23 protein-coding genes and 1 pseudogene are annotated in these 25,381 nt (G+C 48.0%); 7 read left to right on the top strand and 17 right to left on the bottom strand.

Annotated features, from left to right (window positions below):
* The first annotated feature begins 319 nt into the window (after nt 1–319).
* Nucleotides 320–3,436, top strand: coding sequence for a hybrid sensor histidine kinase/response regulator (locus AC6ESP_RS25870; protein WP_497099617.1), 3,117 nt, complete (start codon nt 320–322; stop codon nt 3,434–3,436).
* Nucleotides 3,437–3,478: 42 nt separating this feature from the next.
* Here AC6ESP_RS25870 and AC6ESP_RS25865 read toward each other — a convergent pair whose 3' ends face one another.
* Nucleotides 3,479–4,192 (bottom strand): DUF421 domain-containing protein, encoded by a 714-nt coding sequence (locus tag AC6ESP_RS25865; protein WP_497099616.1) that lies wholly within the window; start codon nt 4,190–4,192, stop codon nt 3,479–3,481.
* Nucleotides 4,193–4,474: 282 nt separating this feature from the next.
* Nucleotides 4,475–5,014 (bottom strand): YbhB/YbcL family Raf kinase inhibitor-like protein, encoded by a 540-nt coding sequence (locus tag AC6ESP_RS25860; RefSeq protein WP_497099615.1) that lies wholly within the window; start codon nt 5,012–5,014, stop codon nt 4,475–4,477.
* 140 nt (nt 5,015–5,154) lie between these two features.
* Between AC6ESP_RS25860 and AC6ESP_RS25855 the strand changes: the two genes are divergently transcribed.
* From AC6ESP_RS25855 to AC6ESP_RS25840, 4 genes are all read left to right on the top strand, one after another.
* Nucleotides 5,155–6,033 carry a LysR family transcriptional regulator gene (locus AC6ESP_RS25855; protein ID WP_497099614.1) on the top strand — a complete coding sequence of 293 codons (879 nt, stop codon included), beginning with the start codon at nt 5,155–5,157 and terminating at the stop codon, nt 6,031–6,033.
* A gap of 36 nt (nt 6,034–6,069) precedes the next feature.
* A complete protein-coding gene (locus AC6ESP_RS25850) occupies nt 6,070–7,671 on the top strand; it encodes an AraC family transcriptional regulator (protein WP_497099613.1) in 1,602 nt (533 codons plus the stop codon).
* A gap of 116 nt (nt 7,672–7,787) precedes the next feature.
* Nucleotides 7,788–8,789 (top strand): ABC transporter substrate-binding protein, encoded by a 1,002-nt coding sequence (locus AC6ESP_RS25845; protein WP_497099612.1) that lies wholly within the window; start codon nt 7,788–7,790, stop codon nt 8,787–8,789.
* A 7-nt stretch (nt 8,790–8,796) separates the two neighbouring features.
* On the top strand, nt 8,797–9,603 hold the full coding sequence (locus AC6ESP_RS25840) for a hypothetical protein (RefSeq protein ID WP_497099611.1): 807 nt from the start codon (nt 8,797–8,799) through the stop codon (nt 9,601–9,603).
* A 322-nt stretch (nt 9,604–9,925) separates the two neighbouring features.
* Here AC6ESP_RS25840 and AC6ESP_RS25835 read toward each other — a convergent pair whose 3' ends face one another.
* The 11 genes and pseudogenes from AC6ESP_RS25835 to AC6ESP_RS25785 form a co-directional block, all read right to left on the bottom strand.
* Nucleotides 9,926–11,272 carry a GMC oxidoreductase gene (locus tag AC6ESP_RS25835; protein WP_497099610.1) on the bottom strand — a complete coding sequence of 449 codons (1,347 nt, stop codon included), beginning with the start codon at nt 11,270–11,272 and terminating at the stop codon, nt 9,926–9,928.
* A gap of 348 nt (nt 11,273–11,620) precedes the next feature.
* Nucleotides 11,621–12,292 carry a ThuA domain-containing protein gene (locus AC6ESP_RS25830; protein WP_497099609.1) on the bottom strand — a complete coding sequence of 224 codons (672 nt, stop codon included), beginning with the start codon at nt 12,290–12,292 and terminating at the stop codon, nt 11,621–11,623.
* Between the two features lie 42 nt (nt 12,293–12,334).
* A pseudogene (locus AC6ESP_RS25825) lies at nt 12,335–13,068 on the bottom strand (SDR family oxidoreductase).
* Between the two features lie 343 nt (nt 13,069–13,411).
* Complete coding sequence (locus AC6ESP_RS25820; RefSeq protein WP_497099608.1) at nt 13,412–14,506, bottom strand: GerAB/ArcD/ProY family transporter; 1,095 nt, start codon at nt 14,504–14,506, stop codon at nt 13,412–13,414.
* Between the two features lie 25 nt (nt 14,507–14,531).
* Nucleotides 14,532–14,786 (bottom strand): hypothetical protein, encoded by a 255-nt coding sequence (locus AC6ESP_RS25815; RefSeq protein WP_497099607.1) that lies wholly within the window; start codon nt 14,784–14,786, stop codon nt 14,532–14,534.
* A gap of 61 nt (nt 14,787–14,847) precedes the next feature.
* A complete protein-coding gene (locus AC6ESP_RS25810; protein WP_497099606.1) occupies nt 14,848–16,020 on the bottom strand; it encodes a Ger(x)C family spore germination protein in 1,173 nt (390 codons plus the stop codon).
* A 37-nt stretch (nt 16,021–16,057) separates the two neighbouring features.
* A complete protein-coding gene (locus AC6ESP_RS25805) occupies nt 16,058–17,617 on the bottom strand; it encodes a spore germination protein (RefSeq protein WP_497099605.1) in 1,560 nt (519 codons plus the stop codon).
* Between the two features lie 305 nt (nt 17,618–17,922).
* Nucleotides 17,923–18,678 carry an anti-sigma factor domain-containing protein gene (locus tag AC6ESP_RS25800; RefSeq protein WP_497099604.1) on the bottom strand — a complete coding sequence of 252 codons (756 nt, stop codon included), beginning with the start codon at nt 18,676–18,678 and terminating at the stop codon, nt 17,923–17,925.
* On the bottom strand, nt 18,675–19,244 hold the full coding sequence (locus AC6ESP_RS25795; RefSeq protein ID WP_497099603.1) for an RNA polymerase sigma factor: 570 nt from the start codon (nt 19,242–19,244) through the stop codon (nt 18,675–18,677). Before AC6ESP_RS25795 ends, AC6ESP_RS25800 begins: the two co-directional genes overlap by 4 nt.
* A 92-nt stretch (nt 19,245–19,336) precedes the next feature.
* Nucleotides 19,337–20,026: a cupredoxin domain-containing protein gene (locus AC6ESP_RS25790; protein WP_497099602.1), complete on the bottom strand. Its 690-nt coding sequence runs from the start codon at nt 20,024–20,026 to the stop codon at nt 19,337–19,339.
* A 49-nt stretch (nt 20,027–20,075) separates the two neighbouring features.
* The gene (locus AC6ESP_RS25785; protein ID WP_497099601.1) at nt 20,076–21,335 is read right to left on the bottom strand and encodes a plastocyanin/azurin family copper-binding protein; all 1,260 of its coding nucleotides are present in this window, start codon (nt 21,333–21,335) and stop codon (nt 20,076–20,078) included.
* Between the two features lie 539 nt (nt 21,336–21,874).
* Here AC6ESP_RS25785 and AC6ESP_RS25780 point away from each other — a divergent pair.
* Entirely contained in the window at nt 21,875–22,120 is a 246-nt protein-coding gene (locus AC6ESP_RS25780; RefSeq protein ID WP_497099600.1) for a hypothetical protein, read from the top strand.
* A 19-nt stretch (nt 22,121–22,139) separates the two neighbouring features.
* Here the strand turns inward: AC6ESP_RS25780 and AC6ESP_RS25775 are convergent, their stop codons facing one another.
* The gene (locus tag AC6ESP_RS25775; protein ID WP_497099599.1) at nt 22,140–22,577 is read right to left on the bottom strand and encodes a hypothetical protein; all 438 of its coding nucleotides are present in this window, start codon (nt 22,575–22,577) and stop codon (nt 22,140–22,142) included.
* 511 nt (nt 22,578–23,088) lie between these two features.
* On the opposite strand from AC6ESP_RS25775, the gene AC6ESP_RS25770 reads away from it, so the two are divergent.
* Nucleotides 23,089–23,748 carry a hypothetical protein gene (locus AC6ESP_RS25770; protein ID WP_497099598.1) on the top strand — a complete coding sequence of 220 codons (660 nt, stop codon included), beginning with the start codon at nt 23,089–23,091 and terminating at the stop codon, nt 23,746–23,748.
* A gap of 140 nt (nt 23,749–23,888) precedes the next feature.
* Here the strand turns inward: AC6ESP_RS25770 and AC6ESP_RS25765 are convergent, their stop codons facing one another.
* The 3 genes from AC6ESP_RS25765 to AC6ESP_RS25755 all read right to left on the bottom strand — a co-directional run bounded on the left by AC6ESP_RS25765 (nt 23,889) and on the right by AC6ESP_RS25755 (nt 25,034).
* On the bottom strand, nt 23,889–24,329 hold the full coding sequence (locus AC6ESP_RS25765) for a hypothetical protein (RefSeq protein ID WP_497099597.1): 441 nt from the start codon (nt 24,327–24,329) through the stop codon (nt 23,889–23,891).
* Nucleotides 24,329–24,535 (bottom strand): helix-turn-helix transcriptional regulator, encoded by a 207-nt coding sequence (locus AC6ESP_RS25760; RefSeq protein ID WP_497099596.1) that lies wholly within the window; start codon nt 24,533–24,535, stop codon nt 24,329–24,331. The genes AC6ESP_RS25765 and AC6ESP_RS25760 overlap by 1 nt, the downstream gene beginning before the upstream one ends.
* A 259-nt stretch (nt 24,536–24,794) precedes the next feature.
* Entirely contained in the window at nt 24,795–25,034 is a 240-nt protein-coding gene (locus tag AC6ESP_RS25755) for a hypothetical protein (protein ID WP_497099595.1), read from the bottom strand.
* Between the last annotated feature and the right edge of the window lie 347 nt (nt 25,035–25,381).

The raw sequence follows: 25,381 nt of genomic DNA, 5'->3' as shown, positions 1-25,381 counted from the left end.
CCATTTTTCTTGCTTGTATAAAATTCGAAACGGCATAGGACTATTTCCTATGCCGTTTCGGATTCATTTTCTATTCACGATCTTGTCTCTGAGTTTAACTTAATGACATTGGGCTAACTGCCTCCTCTTTTTTTGATGTGCCTCACATCACTGGCTAATGTGATACCCACCCGTCAATAAGAACGGATAACCTAATCACCCGATTTATGTAACAAGGGATTTCCGCTGTTCTTGTCGAAGTATGGAAGCTACAGGACTGGGCCTTAGCATTTACAAGCAATTGGCAGAACTGTAGCGAAACACTGGGAGTGAACTCTGTATGATATGGATAAAAAACAAAACCGCCCTGAAATATGCTGTGACGTTCATCCTGTTTCTCACCATACTTCTCGGCGTCCGGTTGCTTTGGTCCGGGTTTTTTCTTACGCCTGAACATCCTCGTGCGGTTCAAGGCGTGCTCGATCTGCGCGGCTGGGACTTCGCGAACTCCCGCTCCATTACGCTGAATGGCGAGTGGGATTTTTATCCGGAAGCATTCATCACGTATAAAAACAAGGATTGGAAATCCATGGACAAGCGTTATATTCAGGTTCCGGGAGATTGGCGAAGTGCTTTGCCGGCAGGGTCAAAGTCGTCGTTCGGATACGGGACGTACCGGCTGCGCATTCTGGTCGATCCTTTACCGCAACAGTCGTTCGCATTCTGGATTCAGGAAATTCAAGCCTCTTCAGTTGTTGAATTCAACGGTCAGATAGCAGGAGTCGGCCAACCGACGGAGCAAGCGAATACGTATAAACCCCGCCGGATCTCTTATACCCCGCATTATAAGGCAGACGGAGTGAATGAGATCGAGCTGCTTGTACGCGTGGCCAATTTTGAAAATCCGCTTAATGGCGGCATTGTCAAAGCCATCCGCTTCGGGTCGGATGCGGCCATCAATACCGAACGATGGATCTCCATTGGCTTTCAAATTGCAACCTTCGTGGTATTGATGTTTCTTGGCTTGTACGCCGTGATGTTATACTTTTTCAGTTGGCAAAAAGGGCTGCTTGCCTTTTTCATGCTGCTTATGACCGCCGGGCTTACGATTGTGTCTGATAACGACAGCCTGCTGCTGGTATGCATGCCTTTCATCAACTATGCATGGGCGCTGAAAATCAAGCTACTCTCGTACACGGCGCTCCCCTTTTTCTTCCTGTTGATTGCCAGAATGTTTTCCAAGCTCCGAACAAACACGGTTTTGTTCCGTACGTACGCCATTACTCTGGCTATATATTCAGGATTTGTGTTGGTCATGCCACCTCCACTCATTTACTATATAATCGAGTTTAAATTATTCAGACTGCTCTATTGGTTCCCAATGGCTTGGGTTATCTATCTGATTGGCAAACTGATAGCCAGAAATCAGCCCGGTGCCACCTTCCTGCTGCTTGCCACCATGAGCATATTATCCAGTTCCGCATGGGGACTGATTAATGCTCGCTTGGAAGTAATAAACATTTACTTCCCGTTTGATGTGCTGGTTGCCATCATCAGTTTTTCCGCTTACTGGTTTAAGCAGTACTTCCGAAATTCTCAAGAAAACGCCAAACTAAATGAGCAGTTAAGAATGGCAGACAAGCAGAAGGACGATTTTCTGGCGAACACATCCCATGAATTGCGAAATCCGCTGCACGGGATGCTGAATATGGCGCAAACCGTCCTTGACAGCGAAAAAAATTCGTTGAGCGACAAGAGCATCCAAAATTTGGAGTTGGTGATTACCGTCGGTCGGCGCATGTCGTTTATGTTAAATGACCTGCTTGATTTGACTCGTCTCAAGGAGGGTGCCGTCCGCCTGAACGTGCAGAGCGTTCAGGTACAGGCGGTCGCTTCCGGCGTACTCGACATGCTTAACTTTATGACCGATAGTAAATCGATCCGGCTGGTTAATGAGATTCCCAGCGAGTTTCCTCCTGTGATGGCCGACGAAAACCGACTCATTCAAATTTTGTTTAATCTCGTTCACAATGCAATCAAATTTACCAATGAAGGAACTATCGCCATCCGGGTGGTCGCACAAGACGGGAAGGCGTACATTAGCGTTGCGGATACGGGCGTTGGCATGGACGAGGAAACGCTGCAAAGAATCTTTAAACCTTACGAGCAAGGCGACTCTGGCATGACAGCGGCACCCGGGGGCGGCATCGGACTGGGTCTCGGCATTTGCAAGCAGTTGGTGGAGCTGCACGGCGAAACGTTGGAAGTGACATCTGCCTCTGGCCAAGGTTCGGCATTCACCTTTGCTTTGGCGCTGTCCGATTCGCCCGTTCAACGGGAAGCGGATTTTGCAGCAGGCCTGCCGCCTGTCTATGCAGAAACCGTCGCCGCTGCCGACGCGAACATTCGTTACGGTACGGATGACGATTCTGTCGTTGTGGAGAGATCGGTGCGTCCTTCGGTATTGGCTGTGGACGATGATCCGCTCAACTTGAAAGTACTGGAGAACATTTTGGCTGGGGAATCTTTCGACATCATTGCGGTTACGAGCGGCAATGATGCCTTGTCTCATCTGAACACGAGAGTATGGGACCTTGTTATTGCTGACGTCATGATGCCTCATATGTCGGGTTATGAGTTAACGAGAGCTATTCGTGAGCGCTATTCGAGCTCGGAACTGCCCATTCTGCTTCTGACCGCGCGCAACAAGCCTGAGGATATCGCCGCCGGCTTTTTGGCTGGGGCTAACGATTACATTGTGAAGCCTGCGGATGCGATGGAGTTGAAGGTTCGGGTGCGGGCATTAACGGATCTGAACCGTTCCGTGCGCGAACGCCTGCGTATGGAAGCGGCATGGCTGCAGGCGCAAATACAACCGCACTTTTTATTCAACGCCCTCAATGCGATTGCTGCGCTTAGCGACGTCAATCTGAACAGAATGCGCCTACTGCTCGACGAGTTCGGCAATTATCTACGGGCCAGCTTCAACTTTCAAAATTCCGAGTTGCTTGTTCCGCTTGGACAGGAGATTGCTCTCGTACGTTCTTATTTATATATCGAGAATGAACGTTTCGAAGGCAGGCTGAATACGGTTTGGGAAGTCGAAGCGAACATGGAGCTAAGACTCCCCCCGCTTACCATTCAACCGCTTGTCGAAAACGCAGTGCGGCACGGCATCATGAGTCGTTCGTCAGGCGGAATGATTCATATTCATATCGCCGAATATGAGGATCGTACAGAAGTAACCGTTGCCGATAACGGCGTGGGGATGGATGCAAAAACGCGGCAGCATATATTCGACAAACGTTCGAACCAAAGGCAGGGAGTCGGTTTGTTCAATATTAATCAACGGTTGAAACAATTATATGGGAAGGGACTAGACATTCAGAGTGATCCGGGTCAAGGGACGATAGTCGTCTTTGCCGTGCCGAATAATGCGGTGAACCGCATAAATTAGCGGCTCGCCGCTGGGCATCGGCAAAAAAAGACAATGAAAAGCTCAGTGCTCAATAGGAGGAATTTGATTGGAGGATGGTTGAGAAACATGCAATTTAAGATTATCATCTATTGAAGCGAAAAAGATGTCCTCCCTGTTGATTCCTTTGGCACGCAGCTGCTCTTCCAGCCAAGCTTTATCCTTGTGAAGGTAGGATAATATATTTTCGCTAACGGTTCCCTCGAGGATCAGAGGGTAGGCTATGCCCTTAGGGGGTATCGCCAATCCCAGATCCTCCACTGTTACAGCAGCTTTCACAGGGTTCTTGTAAACCGTCATTCCGCCGTTCGACTCCAATACGGCGAGCTTGACCTCGTCCAAATGAAAAATATCTTTTTCGCGCAGCATCTGAAGGATGTTGTCAATGGAATAGCGGACTTTACGAAGGTTTTGATCGAGCAGGTTTCCGTTCGAAACAACCACTGTCGGTTCAAAGGTAATTAATTTTCCGAATTTCCTGTATTTTATTGTAAGTATCGAGACGATTCGCTGCAGGAGCCCGATTAAGATGATTGCGACGCCCGTGTGAATGTGCTCGATCTTTGGATCTGCAATATCAGCGCCTACAACAGCACCTAAGGCAATAACAACAAGAAAATCGAAAACCGGCAGCTCTCCGATTGATCGTTTACCCATGAAAAGCGTTATCGCAAGCAGCAAGGGGAAGATGGTTACAATTCGTCCTGCAACAAGAAAAAGATCTTTAACTAACTCCAAAGGTACTCACCTTGCCTTATTGGATTGGATTTCTAACACCTAAAAGACTAATACTACTATATCCATTAGGGTTGGCGTATAAACTCCGGAGCCAGCCAGACAGGGAGGGGTAAGTTGTATTTGCCCTTATTGTGCCCGTGTTAACGTAGAATCGGAAAGCCGTATGAGGGAAACCTGTAGGGTTTGATGAGGAGGGCTGAAATAAATTCAGCCCTTTACTCTAGAAAGTCAACACGGAGTCAATACGCGATCGCTGAAAATACTTAATTTTCGAAACGTTTATTATCTTTCAAATGTTGCTACTATTACTGCTCTGCCTAGAGTATGGGTAAACATATTAAAGCCTAGAAAAGCTGGTGTAGCATTAGCCCTAACACCTAAATCCTCAACATCCAAAGCATGAACAATAAAATAGTAGCGGTGCGGTCCATCTCCAACGGGTGGTGCAGCACCAATATAACCTGCAAACGAGGCATCGTTGTTCAATTGAATAGCTCCGATTGGCAGACCAGAGCCGTTCTCGCTTCCTGCTCCAGATGGCAATTCAGTCACGTTAGCCGGAATATTAAAGACAGCCCAATGCCAAAATCCTGCTCCGGTGGGAGCATCGGGATCATACACCGTAACTGCATAACTTTTTGTCCCTTCCGGGGCTCCGGACCATTTCAATTCAGGTGAAATATCTTGCCCGCCCTCTACTCCAAATTTTCCTGAAAGCTGTGGAGCGGATAATACATTATTTTCAGGGATATCCGAACTTGTCACATTAAAGCCGGCTACTTCAGGCAATCTTGCAAACGGATTATTTTGCTCTTTTTTCATTGTGAACCTCCGTGGTTTATGGGTTTAGTATTTGGAGGAGGCCTCTCCTTGCTTCGAAGTATACCAATTATCGATTCATTGTAGAAATAGATAGTTTGAATTATAATCATTGTAGTTTTGAATGAGTGGAGAGAAGAAAAATGGAACTGAGGCACCTGGAGGCGTTTAAAGTTGTTTGCGAACAGTTGCATTTCACGAAAGCGGCGAAATCTCTAAACATTGCACAGCCGACTTTAAGTCAGCAAATCAAAGCGTTAGAGGATGAGATCGGAACGCCTCTGTTTGATCGTATGGGCAAGCGAATTGCAATAACAGAAGCAGGACAGATTCTTTATGAACAATGTAGCCAAATTTTCAGAAACTTGGACTATGCTCATGATGCGATTAACGACTTGCGCACGATGCAGCGCGGAAAATTAGTCTTGGGAGTACTACCGTGTGATTTGGATGAACTTTTGACACCCGTCATGATTGAATTCCATCAAGAGTTTCCTAACATCCAGCTCCTGATTCAAGATTCTAATCGAATTGTTGAGGAAGTATTGGAAGGAAGCATTGATATCGGCATTACTGTAGTTCCTGTTATGGATGACAGCAAGCTTGTTCGTGTGCCTTTATATACAGAAGAATTTGCAGTTGGAGTATCGAAAAGCAGTGAATTGTCGGTACGCTCGCAAATATACTTGAATGAACTCAAAGATTTGAGACTCGTGATGTTTCCTGGTCATCATCATTGCCGCAAGTTGGTGAATTCCTATTGTGAAGACCAGGGCTTTGAGTTAAACCCCATTATGGAGACGTCAGCAACAATCTCATTAAAGCGATTGGTGAAAAATAATATTGGCGGGACCGTTTTGCCCAAACCGTTTTTACAAACCTGGGATGAGCGATTCTATCATATAATAAATTTGGTTGAGCCTACACCCAAACGAGATATTGGCATCGTGTATCGGTCTGATAAATTCCTAGGTCAAGCTGGTAGAATGTTTATTAGTAAAATAAAGGAGCAATTCACTTAATAGGTTCATCATTCAGCCGGGAGGAGAAAACGGATCATGAATAGATTGGATCTTGTTAGGCAGCTCGAGAAGATATGGTTTTCTTCTGTTCGAGTCTACTCATACCGAAGCATGCCGAAGGTAGTCTGGAAGAAGAGACGGCTGGGCGCTTATATATTGTGCAGGCTGGACGAGGGTACAGGCTGTCTTCAAGTAAACGGGAGTGTCGTATCTTTTGAAAAGGGAGATTGGATCCTGCTGCACCCTGGTACGATTGTTGAGGGTATTACGCAATCCTCGTCCCCCGCAAGACTGACGCTGATCCTGTTCTCTTGTACGGGGCTTCGTAAGGGGCCGGAAAGCTGGCAAACGATGCAGCCGCGGATCCCGTTGGAAGGCAAGCTGATAGTAAAAGAGGATTCGTTTGTAATGAAGGATATGGCTGATCAGTTGGTTGATAGGTATAAGAACAGAGACGCTGAAACCGGTATGACTTTAAAATATTTATTATCGAAGCTGCTCATGGCTTTCATAAATGAGAAAGTTACTGCTGAAGATAAGCGCGGATCGGCAAAAGGTTTGGAGCGGGCTTTGACGTATATGCATAATCATTTTATGACGGATATCAGCGTTAAGCAATTGGCGGAGCTGGCGAGCTTTAGCGTGAATCATTTTACTAGAGTATTCAAGCAGCAGTTGCAAAGGACGCCTACGGAATATTTGCTGGAGCTAAGGATGGCCAAAGCGAAGCAACTATTAATCTCCCAACAGAAAATGAAGAAGGTTGCCGAGCAGGTCGGCTTTCGGGACGAGCATTATTTCAGCAGAGCCTTCAAAAAATCGCAAGGCGTTGCCCCTACCTTATATTTTAAGAACAAATACCATCGAATCGGCGCATTGTATTATGGTCTTGATGAGCATTTGATCACATTGGGGCTCCAGCCGGTAACCTTTTTGTCTTATGCGGAACGGGTATCCACCACTTCCGTCGAACCAGAAGCGGAGCACGGTCAGGGCACAATGAGGCTGAGCAGCTTCGCGCCTAACTATGACAAGCTGATGAGAACGAAGCCGGATCTGTTATTGACAAGCGACCGATTGGAGAAGGATGAGACGATCAGCCTTATTGCGCCTACAGCTACACTGTCACATTTCGATAACGGCGGCAAGGTACTGGAGCAAATGGCGGCCTTATTGGGAAAGGAACAGCAAGCCGCGGAATGGATTGAACGCTACAAGGAACGCAAAGAAGAGTTGAGCAGGGCTATCCGCAAGCGATGGGGTAAGCAGAATGCTTACTTTATACGCGTTACTTCCGGATATTATCGGGTGTACGGCAGTAGGAATCAGACGGGAAGCTTGCTTTATGACGATTTAGGATTATCGGTTCCTTCGCCCAATATGGAGGGTAAATGGGCTGCGGACATATCATTAGAAGAGGTGTCTCTGTATAACGCGGATCATTTATTTCTAATGGTTGATCCAACAGATGAGGCCAAGGTGCGACTGAAGGAACTGGTAGAATCCGAGCAATGGGCTTCCCTTGACGCGGTTCGGAGCAATCGGGTTCATGACGCGGGCGATCTGATGTTTAAGACATTGGGATCTTCCGGCAGACTGGGGGCAATGAGTCGCATCGCTGCTCAGCTTGGCTTGTAGGATGGTGAATTTGTCCACGTAAAAAGAGTGAATGAATCCATTGTTAATCCCAACGGGACTTATTAATATTAATCAATGAGAATGATTATTATTATATTTCGGAGGGGAATAGACAGATGCAGAGGAACAAAATCGCAGTCGTAATCGGCATGTTGTTCGTCATGATCCTATTGGCTGCTTGCGGGAGCAATAGTGGTACCGAAGGCAATGACGTGAACACAGAGGGCAATACTAACGGTGGAGAAAACGTCGTCCAAAGCGAACCGGCGACACGGACGATCACGCATCTGAGAGGCGAATCGACCGTTCCTGTCAATATTGAACGCGCAGTTGTACTGTCGGCCGCCTATATCGACCATCTTCTGACGATTGGCGAGAAGCCGTATGCCGTTAACGTAGAGCTGCGCTATGGTGGAGATTACCCGACTTATTTGGCGGATCAATTGGAAGGCGTTCATCTCGTTGGGTCTGCGGATAGCCCTAATCTCGAAGCCATTACCGAGCTGGACCCGGATGTCATCGTCATCGAGAGCAGGACGGCCGATGAGGTGTATACTCAGCTTGAGAAGATTGCGCCTACCATTGTACTTGGCACGGAGTGGCTGGAATACGAGGACGATACGACGTATTGGACGAAAGATTTGTTGAAGATCGCGGAGCTGTACGGCAAGGAAGATGCAGCTAAGCAGAAGATCGCTGAGCTTGAAGCGAAGACCGCGCAAGCGAAGCTAAAGATTGATGCCCTCGAAGATAAGCGGCTTGCTTACCTGCGGGTAAGAGACAAAACGGTTCAGATTTATGCCCAAACCGGCCATCCAATGAACTCGTTACTGTATCACGATCTTGGATTTGTGCCTGCTGCGATTACCCCGGAAAGTCAACGGGAGGATATATCGTTGGAAGTCATTCCTCAGTTGGATGCGAACTACCTCGTGTTGGAGGTCGATCCGAATGGGCTCGACAATTTGAAGACGATCGAAGAGAGCTCGCTTTGGAAGCCGGTTCCCGCTGTGCAGAAGGAGCAGGTGTTCGAAACGGATTCCTTCTGGCTATTTAAAGGCTGGGGCGTTATTGGAAGAGGGCAAATCATCGACGATCTGATGAGTTGGCTTGAATAGCAAGGGAATGAATGGGAATGGTGAGCCGCCGCTTGCGCAAGTGCAAGCGGCTATTGCATTTCTGAAGAACCATAGCCGTACAACGCTGCGAGGGGAGGCAGAATCGCCCTATCCGTTCTCCGTCTCGGAGTTGTTGGACACGAAGGCGCGTGAAGCTATTCTTGGATTGCAGGCTTACCAGTTGGGAGAACCTGAGTCCGCTGTTGTAGGGACGTTGTTCGCGAAACGGTATTCCGTGTTTTGTATGGGGCTGCTCGGTGCCCTTAGCTTATTCGACCTCCGGTTGTCTTCCTCTCCGGACGCTGTAAGATTTCGTATGACCACGGCTGCTGCGATGGAATACGAGACAGAGATAATGACTCCCGTTATACTCCCAACAGCGCATATGAACGAACGTAAGGCTAACGTAGCTGCTTATTCGGCTGATTTGCAGCAGCATCTGGAGCCCGTTTTTCAATCGGTGGCGGCTCATACGGGAGCAAATGTTCAGGTAATGTGGTCGCTAATCTCGCACAATTTGCAAACCATGTACGCCCGTGTAGAAGGTGAACCGCTTATTTGGCAGACGGATGACAGATTACGGCTAATCCGATTGGACCGGGATACGATCTTTGCGCCGAAAGCCGGCAACCGGCTAGCACTTAAGTTTCGCTGCTTCCAGCATGTTTCCCTCGAGCAAGCTCCGTTTCTACTGCGGAAGCATTGCTGTCTTGCTTACAAGCTGACTGCTCATGGCAAGTCGGAGGCGTATTGTGGAACCTGTCCCAAATTAAGCATTGAGGAGCGATTACTAAAGTATGGAGGGAGAGATTGAGCGATGTAGGAACATAAAGAGCTGAAAGAAAGAGCCAAGGATGTGCTGCGTACATCGTATTGGAAGGTATTTTTGGTAAGCGTTATGCTACCGGCTCCTTCAGCGATGTCGATTGGGAGATCTTATCAACACTCAGCCGCTGAACACGTTGTCATGAGTCTTCAAATCGAGCACAAGCTCGTATGTATTCCGATTCACTGTACAAACAAAGACCGGGAATTCCTATAATGAAGGATTTCCGGTCTTTGTTTGTGTTAGCTATTAATAAGCATGAAGTCAAAACAAAGAACACAAGAAAATAGCATTTAACTTGAGTCGCCCATCACAGCCGCGACGCCAAATAGTCTGCGGTACGTATGGCCAGCGCCACTGTTGTAAGCGTCGGATTGGACGCGCCGATAGGGGGGAGAACGCTATTGTCGGCCACGAACAAGCCGGACATGCCGAACACTTCGCCATAAGGGTTCGAAACGCCCAAGGCGGGGTTCTCGCTCATTCGGCAAGTTCCGGATACATGATAGTCTTGTCCCGGGGGCATCAGGCATAAGTCCGAACTGCCATTCTCCGTTAGCAGCGGCGCTTGAATGATATCGGATACCCGCTCGATTGCCCGCGCCGTCACCTCTATAATTTCCTGGTCTCTATCGCTGTAAGAGAAGTCAATCTGAATTTCCGGAACGCCGTATTCGTTCAGTTGGTTCGGGTCCAGATAAACCCGATTCTCATACCGCGATTCCACGATGCCGAAGCCTTCGAATCGGACACCTACATCTTTGCGCAGTGGCTGGTCCTCGTAGCTGTACCAGAAATATTCGCCGGGTCCGTAAAGCTGAATTTGAAAAGGCTGCCCTTCCGTCTGCGGAATCAATATGCCGAGCGTACCCATCAACTCGGGGAAGTTCCCTCTGTTCATCAGCCCGTGCCCCATAAGAAAAGAATGGTTGGTTAAGTAGTGCCCGACCGCGCCGCCTTGAATGCCGGAATGAAGCAGAAGTTGAGGCGTTTCCAGCGCGCCTGCCGAAATTACGACGTTTTTTGCCTGGAGAATATACGATCTCTGGTTAGGGCATTTCACTTCTACTCCTGCAACCTTTCCGTTGTTAGACAGTACTTTGACTGCGTACGCATTGACGGCCAGATCGAACGGTCTAAGATTCAAGGAGTAGCCGAAAAAATTCATGGCGCTGAAAAAAACATTGGATTGTACGCGCCCGTAACGGGTCGGGGCCGTGTCCGCAGCAAGCGGAAAGCCCGAAGCTTCGGTGTATCCGCCTTCCCGAAGACGTTGGACAAGCTGCTGCGTCAGCGCAGAGCCTTCCGTATATGCCCTGGAAATCTTCATAATTTCTTCAGCAACGTTATAGTAATAGTTCATCTCCTGTAACGAAACCGGCCATTGCGAAATGACCGAAGGGTGCATGCGCGGAGAGACGCCAGACCAGAACAGGGTTCTTCCACCAAGTGCATGAAGCAGCGTCGCAGCAGGGTAGTCCGGGATTCGCTTGCCAATCGGGATCGATATTTTGGGATTTGTTAAAAACTGCACATAACGCTTCACATTGATTGTCGGAAGGTTCTGGGCATGCGTCGGCAGCAGAAGGCCGCCTGCATCCACGATGCCGATCCGCTTGCCTTTGGCGCGAAGCTGCTCGCATAGTCGCCAGAGCACGGCGCTGCCTCCCGCGCCGGTTCCGACGATCAGGACGTCATAGTCGTTGCGTTCCATGTCTTCAAGCGGCGTAAGCGGAATCCATTGGTCGAGATAGCTGGTTACTGGAGGTGGCGGGCAATCGGGGGGGATATAAAACCTTTCCCTATTGTCCCTGTGCAGCGGAGGAAGGTTTACCACGCTGCCGCCAATGTTCCGATCAGGCTCCGCTATGTGCGGGTTGAGCCCTGTCAGCCCTTCAAGCGGCATCTGGTACAGATCTGCGATAGCACGCAAAGTATGTCCGTCGCTCGCAATACAAATTCTCAAGAGATCACATCCTTTCTTACTGCTCAGGAAAGGGCCCGGTCAACGTGCCGCCCAAGCCATTCCCCGCTGCATCATTATCAGCACTTCGGGCCTGGTGACGATATCGAGAGAGTGTCCCAAAGCATTGAAGAACACCCGGCCTCTCCCGTATTGCTTGATCCATACAACCGGCATGGAAGTCGGTCTCCAAACTTCCGGAAAGTGCACGCGCGGGAAGCTGGTGGCCGCCAGAATGACGTTGGCCGGATCGACAAGCATATAATACTGCTCGGTTGTGACGACAAAATTGCCGATACCCGCCGTGATCGGATTATCCCGGTTGCAAATGCGAACCTCATACGTAATGCCGGCCCCTCCGGGATGAGCGACAAATTGACCACCGACCATCAGCATATACTCTATCTCGCAGCGAAAAGCGTCCACCATGCCGCCGTGCATTCCGGCAAGACCGGTTCCGCCGCTCACGGCATCCAAGAGATTGCGCAGCTGTGTAGGTGAGAGCGATCCGATCGTCCATACGGGGACGATCAGGTCCATCCGCATTAGCTTTTCCCGGTCATCCAATATATCGAGCGTATCCGATAATTCAACCACGAAGTTTTCCCGTACCAGCAAAGCCGCAAGCACCTCGGCCACTTGGCGAGGATGATGAGGCACGTAACCGCCTTGAATAATTAAAGCTTTCTTTCGGATATAAGCTTTGTTATTCATAAGGTTCTTCCTTCCCAGATACTCCGTAACACCCGAATAAAGCTAATAACCGAAACTCGAGCCCCCATTGATATGGAGGACCTGGCCGACGACATAGGAGGAATCGTCAGAGGCCAGATAGACATAAGCCGGCGCCATTTCCGCGGGCTGTGCGCTACGTTTCAGGAGCGAGTTGTAGCCGGAGGACCTATAGTATTCCGGCCGCAACGATGCCGGAATAAGCGGCGTCCAGGTTGCCCCGGGAGCAACGGCATTGACGCGGATTCCGCGTGCGGTGAGCGACAGCGACAACGATCGGGTAAAAGTGCTGATTGCGCCTTTGGTGGCAGAATAATCGATCAGATCGCGAAATCCTTCAGTAGCGGTTTCGGAACTCGTATTAATGATTGTACTGCCGGGTTTTAAGTAGGGGAGAGCCGCTATGACCAGATAAAACATGGAAAATATATTCGTTCGGAACGTCAACTCCAACTGCTCGCGGGTAATGTATTCGATACTTGGCTGATAAAATTGGACAGCCGCATTGTTGATGACTGTATCGATTCGTCCGAAGCCGCGCATCGTTTATAAGCTATCGCTCTTCCGATACCGCTGTCGCCGCCGGTAATAATGGCCGCTTTGCCCAGCAGTTTGCCTGACCCTTTATAGGAGGCTTTCTCGGATATCGGTCTTGGAATCATGATAGATTCGATGCCTGGCTGCTGCGGCTGATACTGTGGAGGGTGAGTTATTGGGATTTCCTCGCATTTTGTGTAGCTTCCGAAATTCTTTTCCATTTTCCGTCCCCCTTGGGGATAAGTCTGCCGAAATAGGCGAATGCCGATTACCTTTTACACTATGCCCGGAACCGGTTGGAGGTGATTAGCCTACAGAAGAAAGGGCGCAATATTATCTTCCAAGGCTTGTCTATTCGCCATAATTCCCGGATCGGAGTATCGATGAAGTGGTTATTCGGGGGCTGCATCTCGGGCGGATCCCTGGCAATACGCCTGATTCCAGCCGTCATTTGGCTAACGACGTTCCAATCAGTTTTGCTCAAGGAAAATGCACCTGAATTTTAGGGATGAAGTTGGCCGTTGTTTCACCTGTTAACTGTCTTTCTACGTTGGATCGGCAGGATCATCCAGACGGATTTCGAAACAATGCGATGACTGTAATCAATAGCAGCGGAAGTGCAAACGCAATTCCATCCCATAGCGGTTGTACGATCGAAACGATTTCCAACCACTGCATGTCTGAGCTAAAGCCGACAAGCGTATTCAGAAAAGCAAGGAGAGCAATCGGCATTACAATCGTTCGATAATCCTTCAGCTTAAACAGGTGGGTCACATACAGGCTCAGCACATACAGCGTAATCGTTGTTTTCATATAGGAACCAGCGATAAGCGACATGCCAATAACCGACTCTATCCTTGTAATGATTTCCTGAACATTGACCGTACGGGCAAGCTCATACAATGAATATTTTTTCACCCCGGCGAGCGGTCCAAAAAGCATAATTGTGCAGATGGTGGAAATGCACAAAGTGACAACATTAAAGATCAACGATATGATCATGGTACGGTTTAGTTCACCGTTTAAACGTTTGCGAACGAAAGGAAGAAGCATTGCGAACAGAAAGACTTCGGCATAAGGGAAGCCAAACGAGAACAAAGCGCCGTTCAGTACCGGTTTAATTCCGCGAGGCATAACTGGATTAAGAAATCCTGGGTTATAATTTTCCACTGCCAGCAGCAAAACGGCTGAGATAAAAAAAACGACCAGCACCATGATTATCGTAAACATTCTGGCCATGACCTCTAGCCCGGCACGCACGCTTAAGGCCGCTACCATATAGATCAAAGAAGTGAAAGCAAATATTGGCGTTTCTCTGAGCATTGAGCTTCGCATAAACAAGCCGATATCCAGAACGATTGCCGTAAGCATGTGCAGCATAAAAGACAGAGGAAGTACGGAAATGATTAGGGTCGGCCATGCTCCAATCAGCTTGCGGCTGTATTCCACATAGCTCAAATCCGGATACCGTTGGTGCAAAAAGAGCATACAGCCGAGCAGCAGCATACCGACTCCGCCCGAGATTAGGAGCGACAGCCATGCGCCGCTTTCCGCTTTGCCGATTAGCGGGGAAGGGATGTTAATGATGGAAGAGCCGGTCATGAAGGTGAAAAAAAGCACACCCATTTGCCTGGGACTAATCGCTTCCTGTTTGTTCACGCTGATCGCCTCCGTAGCTGCAAAATCATTTTTGGGGCACAGTCAACCATTTATCGATTAACCGGGTTGTGTCGGTCAATAGGATATCAACCAGCTCGTACAGCCCGGGGAAATTCACTTTCAACATTAAGAAGTAGTCGATAGCGAAGTACAGCGAGGCGAGCATAAGGATGACATATACAGCCTTCTCCTTTTTATTCGATACGCTTTTCAAATGAGACCTGTCGTACAGAAGAATCGATCCGTACACAAGCAACAGGACAATTATGCGTTCTATCACATCGATCCCTCCTGAAACTTATGACGATGCAAACCCGCTGCGTGAACAAAGGATTCGCTATTTATTGACTTTTTCCCGATACAGCCGGTTTACCGATTACCGTCCCGGTTGTCATGAGCTTTAATTTGATTTGAATATCAAACGGGATTACCGCAAATTGGTCATCCCAGGTTTCTTTCATTTCTTCCCATTTCTTAGGATTTGAGCTGGCGATTTTATTTCCAATCTCAATAACATCCATTTTATTCTTTTGAAGTACACGAATTGTCTCTAACATTTGTTTCTTTATCTGCTCTTCCATTTTTCGAGTGAATTCAGCTTCATCTTTTCTTGTTTTGATGTTCGTACACTTCAATTCCCCGACTGCCCCCTCCACCTCGGTCCTGACCTGTACGCTTACCTTATCCTTCATCAGCTTTGGCTTCAGTTTCGTGCTTAAGTTAAGAACTTCAAGCGACTCCGTCTCGAGCTTTTTGCCCGGACAAGGGATTTCGATAATTCCGGATTCAAACTCATTTCGCAGTATGACCAGACCTTCCACTTTTTTGGAAGGCAGGATGCTCTTCATTTTCCCTTTCTTGAGAAGGGCGAGACCGGCCGCATTCAACATATCTTTTGCTCTTTTGTCTTCATAAACGTAAGTAATAGCCGTATCACCCTGCGGGCTGTTCATCATCAACGCCAATTTGAGCAGAGTGGTATCCATCGATTTCGCGGCTTTTTTATATGCAACCTGCTTGGTCAACAGAAGCTGCTGGCCTATCGTTTGCTCAATGGCCGGCTGCATTTCCAATATTTTATCCGCTCGCCCTTTCGCAATCATGATGGATATCGTGTGCCTCGGCTCATGATCCCGGTAAAAAAAGTCGATCAGCTTGCCGACGTCGGTTGCCCTTGCCAGCTTCTCTCCAATTACTATAATGCGCATATGACTCCAATTGGCTTTTCTTCCCAAATGAATGGGGATGTCGCGGATCGCTTCGAATAGGGATTCATCCGCCGTCTTGATCAGCAGGTTCGCAGTTTGGCTCGGCGATCCTCCGCCCCCGCCTCCGCCTTTTTGTCCAGCAGTCGGACGGTACATTTGTGTTGTCAATTCGAGTTCCCCATCCTTCCCTTGATCCACCGCGATTGCCATCACAAATCCGAATTCATCCAGTTCATGTTTGTTCCAGCAGCCTGGAAGCATCAGAAGAATAGCCGACAGGAAAACAAAAACCATGCATTTTTTCATCATCTATCATTCTTTCCGGGTTTATATTTGTCAACAGTTACTTCTCTGCCTTAGGTATATGCTTGCGTGGTGATCGAAGCAACGTTTTCAAAGGAACCCTGAAGATTACGTCCCGGAGTTGTCCAATCCGAAGCGGAGCTAGCGGTGCCAGATAAGGTTGTCCAAGCGTGCGAAGCTTGCAAAGATGAAGCAAAATGAGCAGAAAGACAATCATGATCCCGAAGCCTCCCATCATCGATGCAGAAACCATGAGCGGGAACCTTAATACCCGTAAAGCAATAGCGATGCTGTATTGGGGAATCGCAAACGATGCGATGCCCGTCAACGCGACGATGACAACCATGATCGGTGAAGCAATGCCTGCGCTGATTGCCGCTTCACCAACGACGAGCGCTCCAACAATGCTGACAGCCGAGCCGATCGGCTTCGGCAGCCGAACACCCGCTTCCCGCAGCAGCTCGAAGAAAAACTCCATAACAAGTGCTTCAAAGAAAGCCGGCAGCGGTATTCCTTCCCGCGTATCGATGATCGCAAGCAGCAGAACCGTAGGAACCAGCTCGGGATGGAAAGTCGTTAAAGCAATATAGATGCTGGGCAGCGTCAAAGCTAATAAAAACGCAATGATTCGTAGCCATCGGATCATGCTCGAGTATACCGTTCTCTGGTAATAATCCTCGCTCGATTGGAAAAATTCAGTAAACAGGCCCGGACATAACAAAATGCTTCCAGTACCCTGCACGAGAACCGCGATCTTACCGTCCAACATGGCGGCAACCGCCACATCCGGACGTTCCGTATAACGATGCTGGGGAAAAGGTGACCAGGTGGAATCCTCGATTAATTGTTCGATATAGGAGGTCTCTAATATTTCTACCTGACTGATTTGTTTTACTCTATTTTCGAATTCCTTCAGCAGTTCCGGGTCTACAGCGCCATCAACATATCCGTAAACGACCTGAGTTTTGGTTTCTCCACCCGCAGTGAGCGATTCTACCTTGAATTTCGGGGTGTTTAGACGCATGCGGAGAAGACCAATATTTTTTTTTAAGTTTTCGACGGTGCTCTCCCGAGGACCCTGTACAACCGATTCATTGGACGGTTCCGAGATCTGCCGCGACTCAACCTTCATCGATTTATAAACTAATGCCTTGTTCCACTGATTAAAAAAAATGACGATATTACCGGATGTAACTTGTTCCACCGCTTGATTTAAGTCATCAAGAACATCCGCTTTTTTCTCGGAAACCCCGCTATGCTCAAAGAACGTGATAACATCCTGAGGCAAGATCATCGTACCGGGACCGACTTCATGCGTGACGAGATCCTGAAGGGAAGCCTTCATATAATTCACAACCTCGCCCTGCATGAGCGTTTCATAATAGATGGAACAAGCCCTATACTGCATTTCGGGACCGTAGGTCCAATGCCTGAATATAATATCATCACTTCTTGCAAATATCTGTTCAAGCTGATGGAGATTATCATCCAGTTGATCCGAGATCGGCTGCTTCGGTTTATCACTTGATTTCCGAGTCGTTTCACCTGAGTACGATGTTTCGCTTCCCTGAGATGAAACTCCCGATTTATCCGTACTCATTGAATATCACCCTGATTCCGCTTTACTGGTTTTATTTGGAGCTAGTATGTATCATTCCGTCTGGGTTTATGCAGGTTTCCCCATTTTTAATGGAAGGATAATCCACCATCCGGATCGCCAGGGCTAAAAAATTGAAACGGGGCTGTTCCTCAAACCGATTAGCGGTTTTGAGGAACAGCCCCGTTTTTAAAAATATAGGAAAGTATATCATTTTGTCGTACTTTCTCTATATTTCACCGCGAAACGAGCTTTTGCCGCCAGAGGACGGCGTCAGCCGTTTACGCTTGATACAAGAAAGTATCTTGTTATACGGAATTATACATTTCCGCACCGCGCGGATAATCTCCTCGTTCGTCGGGTTCCAGCGTGATTGAGATGGAATTAAACGCAAGGCTGTCTGCGGAGATCGGCATGGCCAATACGCCGATTCCCTTGTCGTTGACGCGGAATGTTCCTGCGCTTTGCCATTTATCTTCATCGTTCAGCCATACTTGATAGACCGATTCGCCCTGGATCGCTTCTGCACCGAACACATAGACGACAAATTGTTTCGTATAACCGTTATCGACAATACAAGCGACCGCGTAAGAATCTGAGAGACCTTTCGCTTGAGGCTTCAATTGGACGAGCTGTTCAATCTGGGCTGCGGAAACGGATAAAGCTTGTTCCAGCGGAATGACGGGGGAAGCCGTCCGTTCGCGATAAAGCTGGTAATTCCAAGCCGAGCCAGCGATGAAAAAAACAAGCGCAGCTGCAACGATGGCTCCGGCTTTCCGCCTCCCGATATTCATTTTCCTTGCTGGCTGAATGTCATAGGGTTTCGTATCTCCATCCATCACGGCATCCATTACTTGTTTCTTCAGGTCCGACGGCGGTTCGATTCTTTCCATGTCAGAAGGAAGCGCCTCCCATACGATGCGCAGTTCATCGATTTCGCTCTGACAGTCAGCACAGCCGGGAAGATGACGCTCGAAAGCGAGTCTTTCTTCATCTGTGCACATACTGGAAATATAATTCAAGCAATGGTCGCATAGTGAAGGCTGTCCGTTTTGTTGCCTCATAATCCTTCTCCTTCCGTCAGAAGATGCCTGCGCAATATTTTTAAGGTTTGATGCAGACGGTTTTTGACCGTGCCGATCGGTTGATTATAGAGCGAGGACAGTTCGCTTAGACTGTATCCTTGCCAATAGAAATGCTCCAGCAAAATAATTTGCTGTTTGGATAAATGGCGGTACGCGCTGCGAATTTGTTCCTTCAGCGAATTGCTCAAGGCGCTGTCTTCCGGGGATGCCGTGGATTCATCAGGAATGTGTTCCAACCGGTCCGCGTCGACCGAAATATACGCCGTTTCTCGCCGTTTCTTGCGCAGCCAGTCGGTCGTTATATTGCGGGTGATCGTTAGCAGCCAGCTTGCAAACCGGCCTTGATCCGGATTATACGAGGACTCGGTTGTCCATAAGCGCATGAACACTGATTGCACGATATCTCTGGCCGCTTGTTCCTCCTTCAACGCTTTCCAGGCAAAGGAATATACGAGAGACGCGTACCGGTCGTATAAAATAGAGAGCGCCTCGCTTTGCTTGTTTTTGACAAGCAGCATAAGATGATGGTCGGAAAGATCCCGCATACAAAGGTGACCTCCAGGACAGGTATAAGATAACTCTATATTATCAATAAAAGGGATAGCCGTGAACGGTTATCCCCAATAAAAGATTCGATTTATTTGGCTGAGACGATGATGGTGCCTTGCATCGCCGGGTGGGGCGAGCAGTAATAAGCGAATTCTCCTTCTTCGGAGAAGGTAACGATTTGTTCTTCATCCAGACCAAACAGCCCGGTGTCGAAGGATTCGTCATTGGCGGTTGCGCTGTGCCGAACCTCGTCCTTATTGATGAATTTCACGCTGTCACCCGCTTTGATCTCAAGCTTGCTTGGCGAGAAAGCGAAACTCTTAATTTCCACGACATGCACTTGACTGGAAGATTCGTCTGTCGTTGTTTTTTTAGGTGCTGCTGTCGCTTGAACCTCTTGTTGCGCAGGCTTCATTGTGCTGGAAGGCGTACTGTCCGTTTTCTTGCTGCCGCTCTTGTCGGTGGAAGAGCTGTCCGCTTTCGCGCTGTCTGTCTTGCTGGATGTCGTACTATTCGTCTCCTTGCTGACGCTCTTATCGGCAGCATGGGCGTCCGCCGCATGCGCTTGATCGGGTGTACCATCGTTAGCAGACTTGTCTGTCGTCTCCGAGGTAGGAGCTGGCTCCGCGCTCGGCTGTTCCGCGTTATTCACGACAGCGGCGTCCGCCGTTTGCGCTGATTCCTGAGGTGTTTCCATAGCTTGCGAAGGACTTTGCTGTACTGGAGCGGCAGTTTCCTTCGAGCCGCATGCGGAGATGACCATTACGCATAAAATCATGAACAGTAGATGTAATCCTCGTTGCCGTTTATGTATCATTCGATCTGCCTCACTTCACTATAATTTTGCCGGTCATAAAGCTTTTGTGCGGTTCGCAGTAGTAGTTGTACGTTCCGACTTTATCCAGCGTAATGGTAGAGGATTCCCCTTTGGCGAGAAGAGGGGTTGCAAAGCTTCCGTCCACTGCAACCGCATTATGCTTCATATCATCGTAATTAGTAAAGACGATCTGGGAACCTGCTTCGACCGTCAACGGCTCCGTGCCGAATGAAAACTCCTTAATGTCTACGTTATACGTTTTGACATTCGCTTCTGTCGTTCCTTTGAAGGTGGCCGGATCGATCACGAACCAGACATTGCCGACATTTTGTCCCTTGATATCTCCTGGTGCTTTGTCTTGAATGAAATAATATAGCGGGTAGCCTTTGTAGGTCCATTGCTTGGAGCCGTCCGTACGCGTCAGCACCGAGAAATCCGCTTTGTTCAAGAGAGCGGGTATTTGCAGCTGTTCAGAAGCATAAATCGGCCAGTTGGTCAAACATTGTTCCTGGCAGGCGTTCAAATCTTCCGCATCCTTCGTAAAATAGTACAAGGTCATGCCGTTCTTATCGGCGAGGTACGTTCCAACCGCATCGTCACTGCGCAAATGGATCCGTTCACCTTGCGGAAGCGAAGCAGTCGACGCGATCACGCTGTTCGATTGCAGATTGGCGAAAAACGTCTGCCCGTTCGGCGTGTTTGCCGTCAACGTCTCAACGAGTGCGGTTGCGAGATGAGCATTCGTCAAGGTAGAGATGGCTGCGATTTGGCTTAAACCTTTCGTTGCAGCAAACGATTCTGTTATCGCATAGGCAAAATCCGTTCCTGAACGGAAACCGATATTTTCGAGGAGTACCTTGTAAAGCTGCTGTGAGCTGACTGCCTCGGCCGGTTTGAAGGAGCCGTCGCGGTTTCCGGACCAGCCATATTCAGGATGGCTTTTCAAATAAGCGAGTACAGGCTGATTGGCTTTGCCCGCGTTGTCCGCATCGGAAAAATTGGCGGTTCCGGTGAAGGACAATGCCTCCTTCAAATGTCCGTTAAGGCGCAATGAAATGATCGCGGCTTGCATGCGCGTTGTTTTCTTGGATAAATAGGCCTCGGTGACGCCGCTGCCATCGCCGATAAGCAACCCGAGTTCTGCGGCTGTATCTGCATCAGACGCTATCGGAATATTCTTCTCATCAGCCGATACCCTGACAATAGACGACAGAAGCCCTGTGATTAATATTGCTACAAAGATTAAAACTCCGTATTTTTTTACGGTCATACGTTAGCCTCCCAATTGATAAAATAGCTTTCAATAAGAGGTAACGAATGAAAGGGACAAACGGTTTGAATGAGTTTGATGTCCGCTTGAAATCTAAGTACATCAAGGCAAGGCTTGTCTATACATGACAGGCAGCCGGCCTGTTGCGCTAATGTGGATGAAGCTTAAGTGCGCAAGACTAGCTTGCGAGGATCAACCTGGTTATCCGTGTACAATGGCGTTGTAGCGCCTTTTGCGTTCCGGCGTGCCCAGAGGCACGCATCGTCTAGTTGGTGAAAGTCCAACCGAAGGAGGGGCCAAGCCACCTTCGTAGCTAGGATACCTGCGTATGGCGAAATCTGTGCGTAGAAGCGTATCGACAAAAGTACCTGTCGGAGACAGGGCAAGCAACCTGCCAGGCCGTAACATGAAGTGAATCCTGCCGCGTCGTCAAAAAGGCCTCGCAAGAGGGAAAAGAGGAAGCCGAGCTGCAGGACAACATAACCTGCGGGAGGGAAGGAGCCCTGCTTTGTTCAAGCTTTTGGAGGAGGTGCGAGTGAGTGAATGCCAAAGGGCTAACAATACCAAAGGAAAAAGTTCAACAACTCCAAGAAAAGCTAGGTCATGCCGCCAAGGCGAACAAGAAACGTAAATTTCACGCGCTGTACGACAAGATCTACCGGATGGACACTCTACTCGAAGCTTGGAGACGAGTACGGGCAAACAAGGGAGCGGCAGGAGTGGATGGAGAAACACTGGCCCCCCTGTGTCAGAATAGTTGTCGTACCCCTCAAATGAAAGTATAGTGAATCGTTTCAGAGTTCCTCAACGCCACCGGGCTCCTTGCTTCTTCACGTAGTTGACAAATACATAGCGCCAAGGAATGATGAAAGGGAAAATTACGACTAGCAAGCAGGAAATGACCGTCTCCATGGTTGTGTCGTCCATTTGACCGGCTGTCCAGAGAGGCAGCGCAAAGATGAGCAGCCAAAGCGTCTTCCACACCAATTCCCACAAAAGCACAGGGATTATCTGCAACGGATAACGCAGCCCCAGTAGGCATAATACCGAAAAGGAAGTTAGCATACAGGCGACTACTCCGTCCATGAGATCCCAGGACTTTCCTGGATGGAGTATCTTATCAATGACTTCCGGCCATTGTACTAAAGCAAGCCCCACGAAGACAAAAAGATACAGCCCTCTCAGCAAATATAGACGAACCAACGAGACCTTGTTCATTTCTTCTGTGCTGACTGAATTCATGGTCAACTCCTCCTTGTTCAATACAATATAAATTTGATCGTTCACACACTTTATTGTCCCAAGTCTCTCTAGATCATGTAATTCCACGACATCCAATAATCACCTAATTTATTGTATTAATGTGATAGTACACTATTGGACTAGTAATCGTCAATAATTGAAGAAAAATCCCAAAAGTTGCGCCCTGCGAGACCGATACAACTTATGGATACGAGAGAGCATGCAAAGCATATCGGGGAGTTTTGTTACGATGAAGCGGAGGATTATGTATCTGCGTACGGTTTTTGTACGCTCGCTGTGCTGCGGTAGCAAAAGGGAAAGCCTTGTATGAGCTAGCATTGAAATTTTCAATACTGAAACCATGGCACTGACGTATACTCTGGAAGGAGAGAATTAGATGATGGACATTGGATTTTATAGAAGATGGGCGTGTCAAAAAATGATAGAATCGTCACGGTCTAACATATGGGATGGCCACTCGGCATGCGCGGTTCTAGCTTTAATTTAGCTGTTGGAAGAAAACCTGATACCTGGACAATTGGAAGTCTCCATTCGTGTGCATCTCGACAAAATAGTGGAAGAACACGCTAATGAGCAGCTTTTTCAGGAAGAAAAGGAATACGAAGGCTTCAGTGCAGGCGTTATAGAGCTGCTTGTTCAGAACAGCAATACTTGTAATGCGATTGGTCACGATGTTATTTACTCTTATTATATTTTGAATCTACTCAGTCATTCAGATGTTCCTGCAACCGCCGAATTATTCAACGCGATGAAGAAATTAGTGCAGGGCTTCAAAGCTTCTGGACCTGGCTTTGTAACCATAAACGGTAATAATAGCATTATCCAACCCGACAGCATCCCTATAACGGCAACAAGGCTTCAGCTGACTCCTGCTTCTGTGCTTGATGTATTCCATCATTTCGTCAGACCGTCACAAATGGAGAGCGGCGATATGCAGCTTGGACATCTTCTTACTCACGGTCACTCCATTGTAGAATTGAGGCAAGCTTGGAGCGAATATGCGGCTGATTCCCTAGATGACGCTTTTTTCGCCAGGGTGGACATCTTGACCTATGCGAACGAGCTCGAAGAAATCCCGATGGAACAGAACCCGTCAGCTATCGAGAGCATGTGGAACCCGCCAGTCGAGTCCTGTAAACTATTGCGATGAAGGCCCGGAGTCAGCCGAATTAATAAAACTATGGGAACGAAAAACACGACACCTACCGAAAATCGGTACTTGGTGTCGTATTTTTTTCGCTATTCAATATGTAATTGATGCAAAAAGCGGGCCGTAGCGGCCCGCCGGTTTCAAAGCTTTTTGGCATAATAGACCCACAGGGCATAGAACACAAACATAACAAACAACAGGCTACCCATTATAGTAAAGAAGACAGTGGAGCTAAAGAAGCCGGAGACGACCGCGGCGATGGCAAGCCCGATGAAGATAACGCTCATACCGAGCGTGCTTGCATTGCGGATAATTAGTCCGGTTCGCTCATCGTTTTCCGCAATGTACATCTTTTTTATCGCAGTCTCGTTATTTCTGACTCTCATATATTTGCCCAAATAACACGCTGCGATTACCTCAAGGCCGATAAAAACTCCGGTATGAAAGCCGTTGATAAAGCTGGGAAGAACGGGCAGATGTTCACGGTAGAGCATCAGCACCACGTAAATTAACGCAACAGCTGTTGCAGCAAGTGAAACCAGGTTCGCGCGGGTTCGCATCTTTTCTTTATACGTATTCATTACAATTCCTCCGTTTCGCTAAAATCAAATACATCCTCAATCGTCAGTCCGAAATATTTGGCGATTTTGTAGGCAAGCACAAGTGACGCTGTGTACTTCCCCACCTCAAGTGAAGTGATGGTCTGCCGGGTGACGCCGACGGCTAACCCCAATTCTTCCTGAGAAAGCTTGTGCTGCTTGCGTAGTTCAGGAATTCGTGTTTTCAAGTGACCACATCCTTGCAATGTTTACTTTGCATTTTTAGTATAGCCCGCTTTGCACATAATGTAAAGCCTGCTTTGCAAAAAAACAATTCGCACTTCATCAACCTTTCCGTGCAAAAAAAAAGTCGGCTAATCGTTATTCGATTCATGATTATTCCACTTGCTTCGTGAACCCGTGTGTTCATCTTCTACCTCCCGAATATTCATTGCGCTCCGTCCTTTCGTAGTGCCTTTAGACCGAATCCCCAGCCTGTCGTGTAGACTATCCCACACCATCACTTTCTAGCAAGGAATAAAAATTATCGCGGTCTTCGTTATTGAATTTGCCAAGCGTCCGTACCCTGACAAATTCATGTCCGCCATACATGTCTATTTCCTCACCATACATATTGAAGAGCGCGATCATAGTGCCATCCCGATCCAACTCCATGTACCCGTAACATTTTGACTCAGGCGCTTCACCGTAAAAGAGCATAAACCTGATTTTGACCACGCTGTTCATGCAGCTCCTCCTTTTCTGTCTTTCGTATTGACCTTGAATTCATTGGGCTCTGTCCTTTGTATGTATTATTCATAATCTCCAGTAACCTGAAGCAAATTTTACGTGAAATCGAATGAATTGGAAAAAGCGATATCGCTCTTCCTACTCGTAAATTCATTCTTATATATAAAGAATAAGGGGGGATCCCTGCTATGTCGCTTAATTGCACATTATCTCTTGACGAGATGAGATTTTGGGATTATGATAACGTGCCAATTCACTCAACAAGGTTATGTGGGGAGGGTGAGGAAATCGTTGTTCCGCTATTCGCTTTTATTTTTCCAGTAGGGGCATCATAGAGAATTCTA

This window comes from Paenibacillus xinjiangensis (assembly GCF_059686975.1).
The sequence above is the reverse complement of the archived record's forward strand: the minus strand, read 5'-3'. Positions and strand labels throughout refer to the sequence as shown.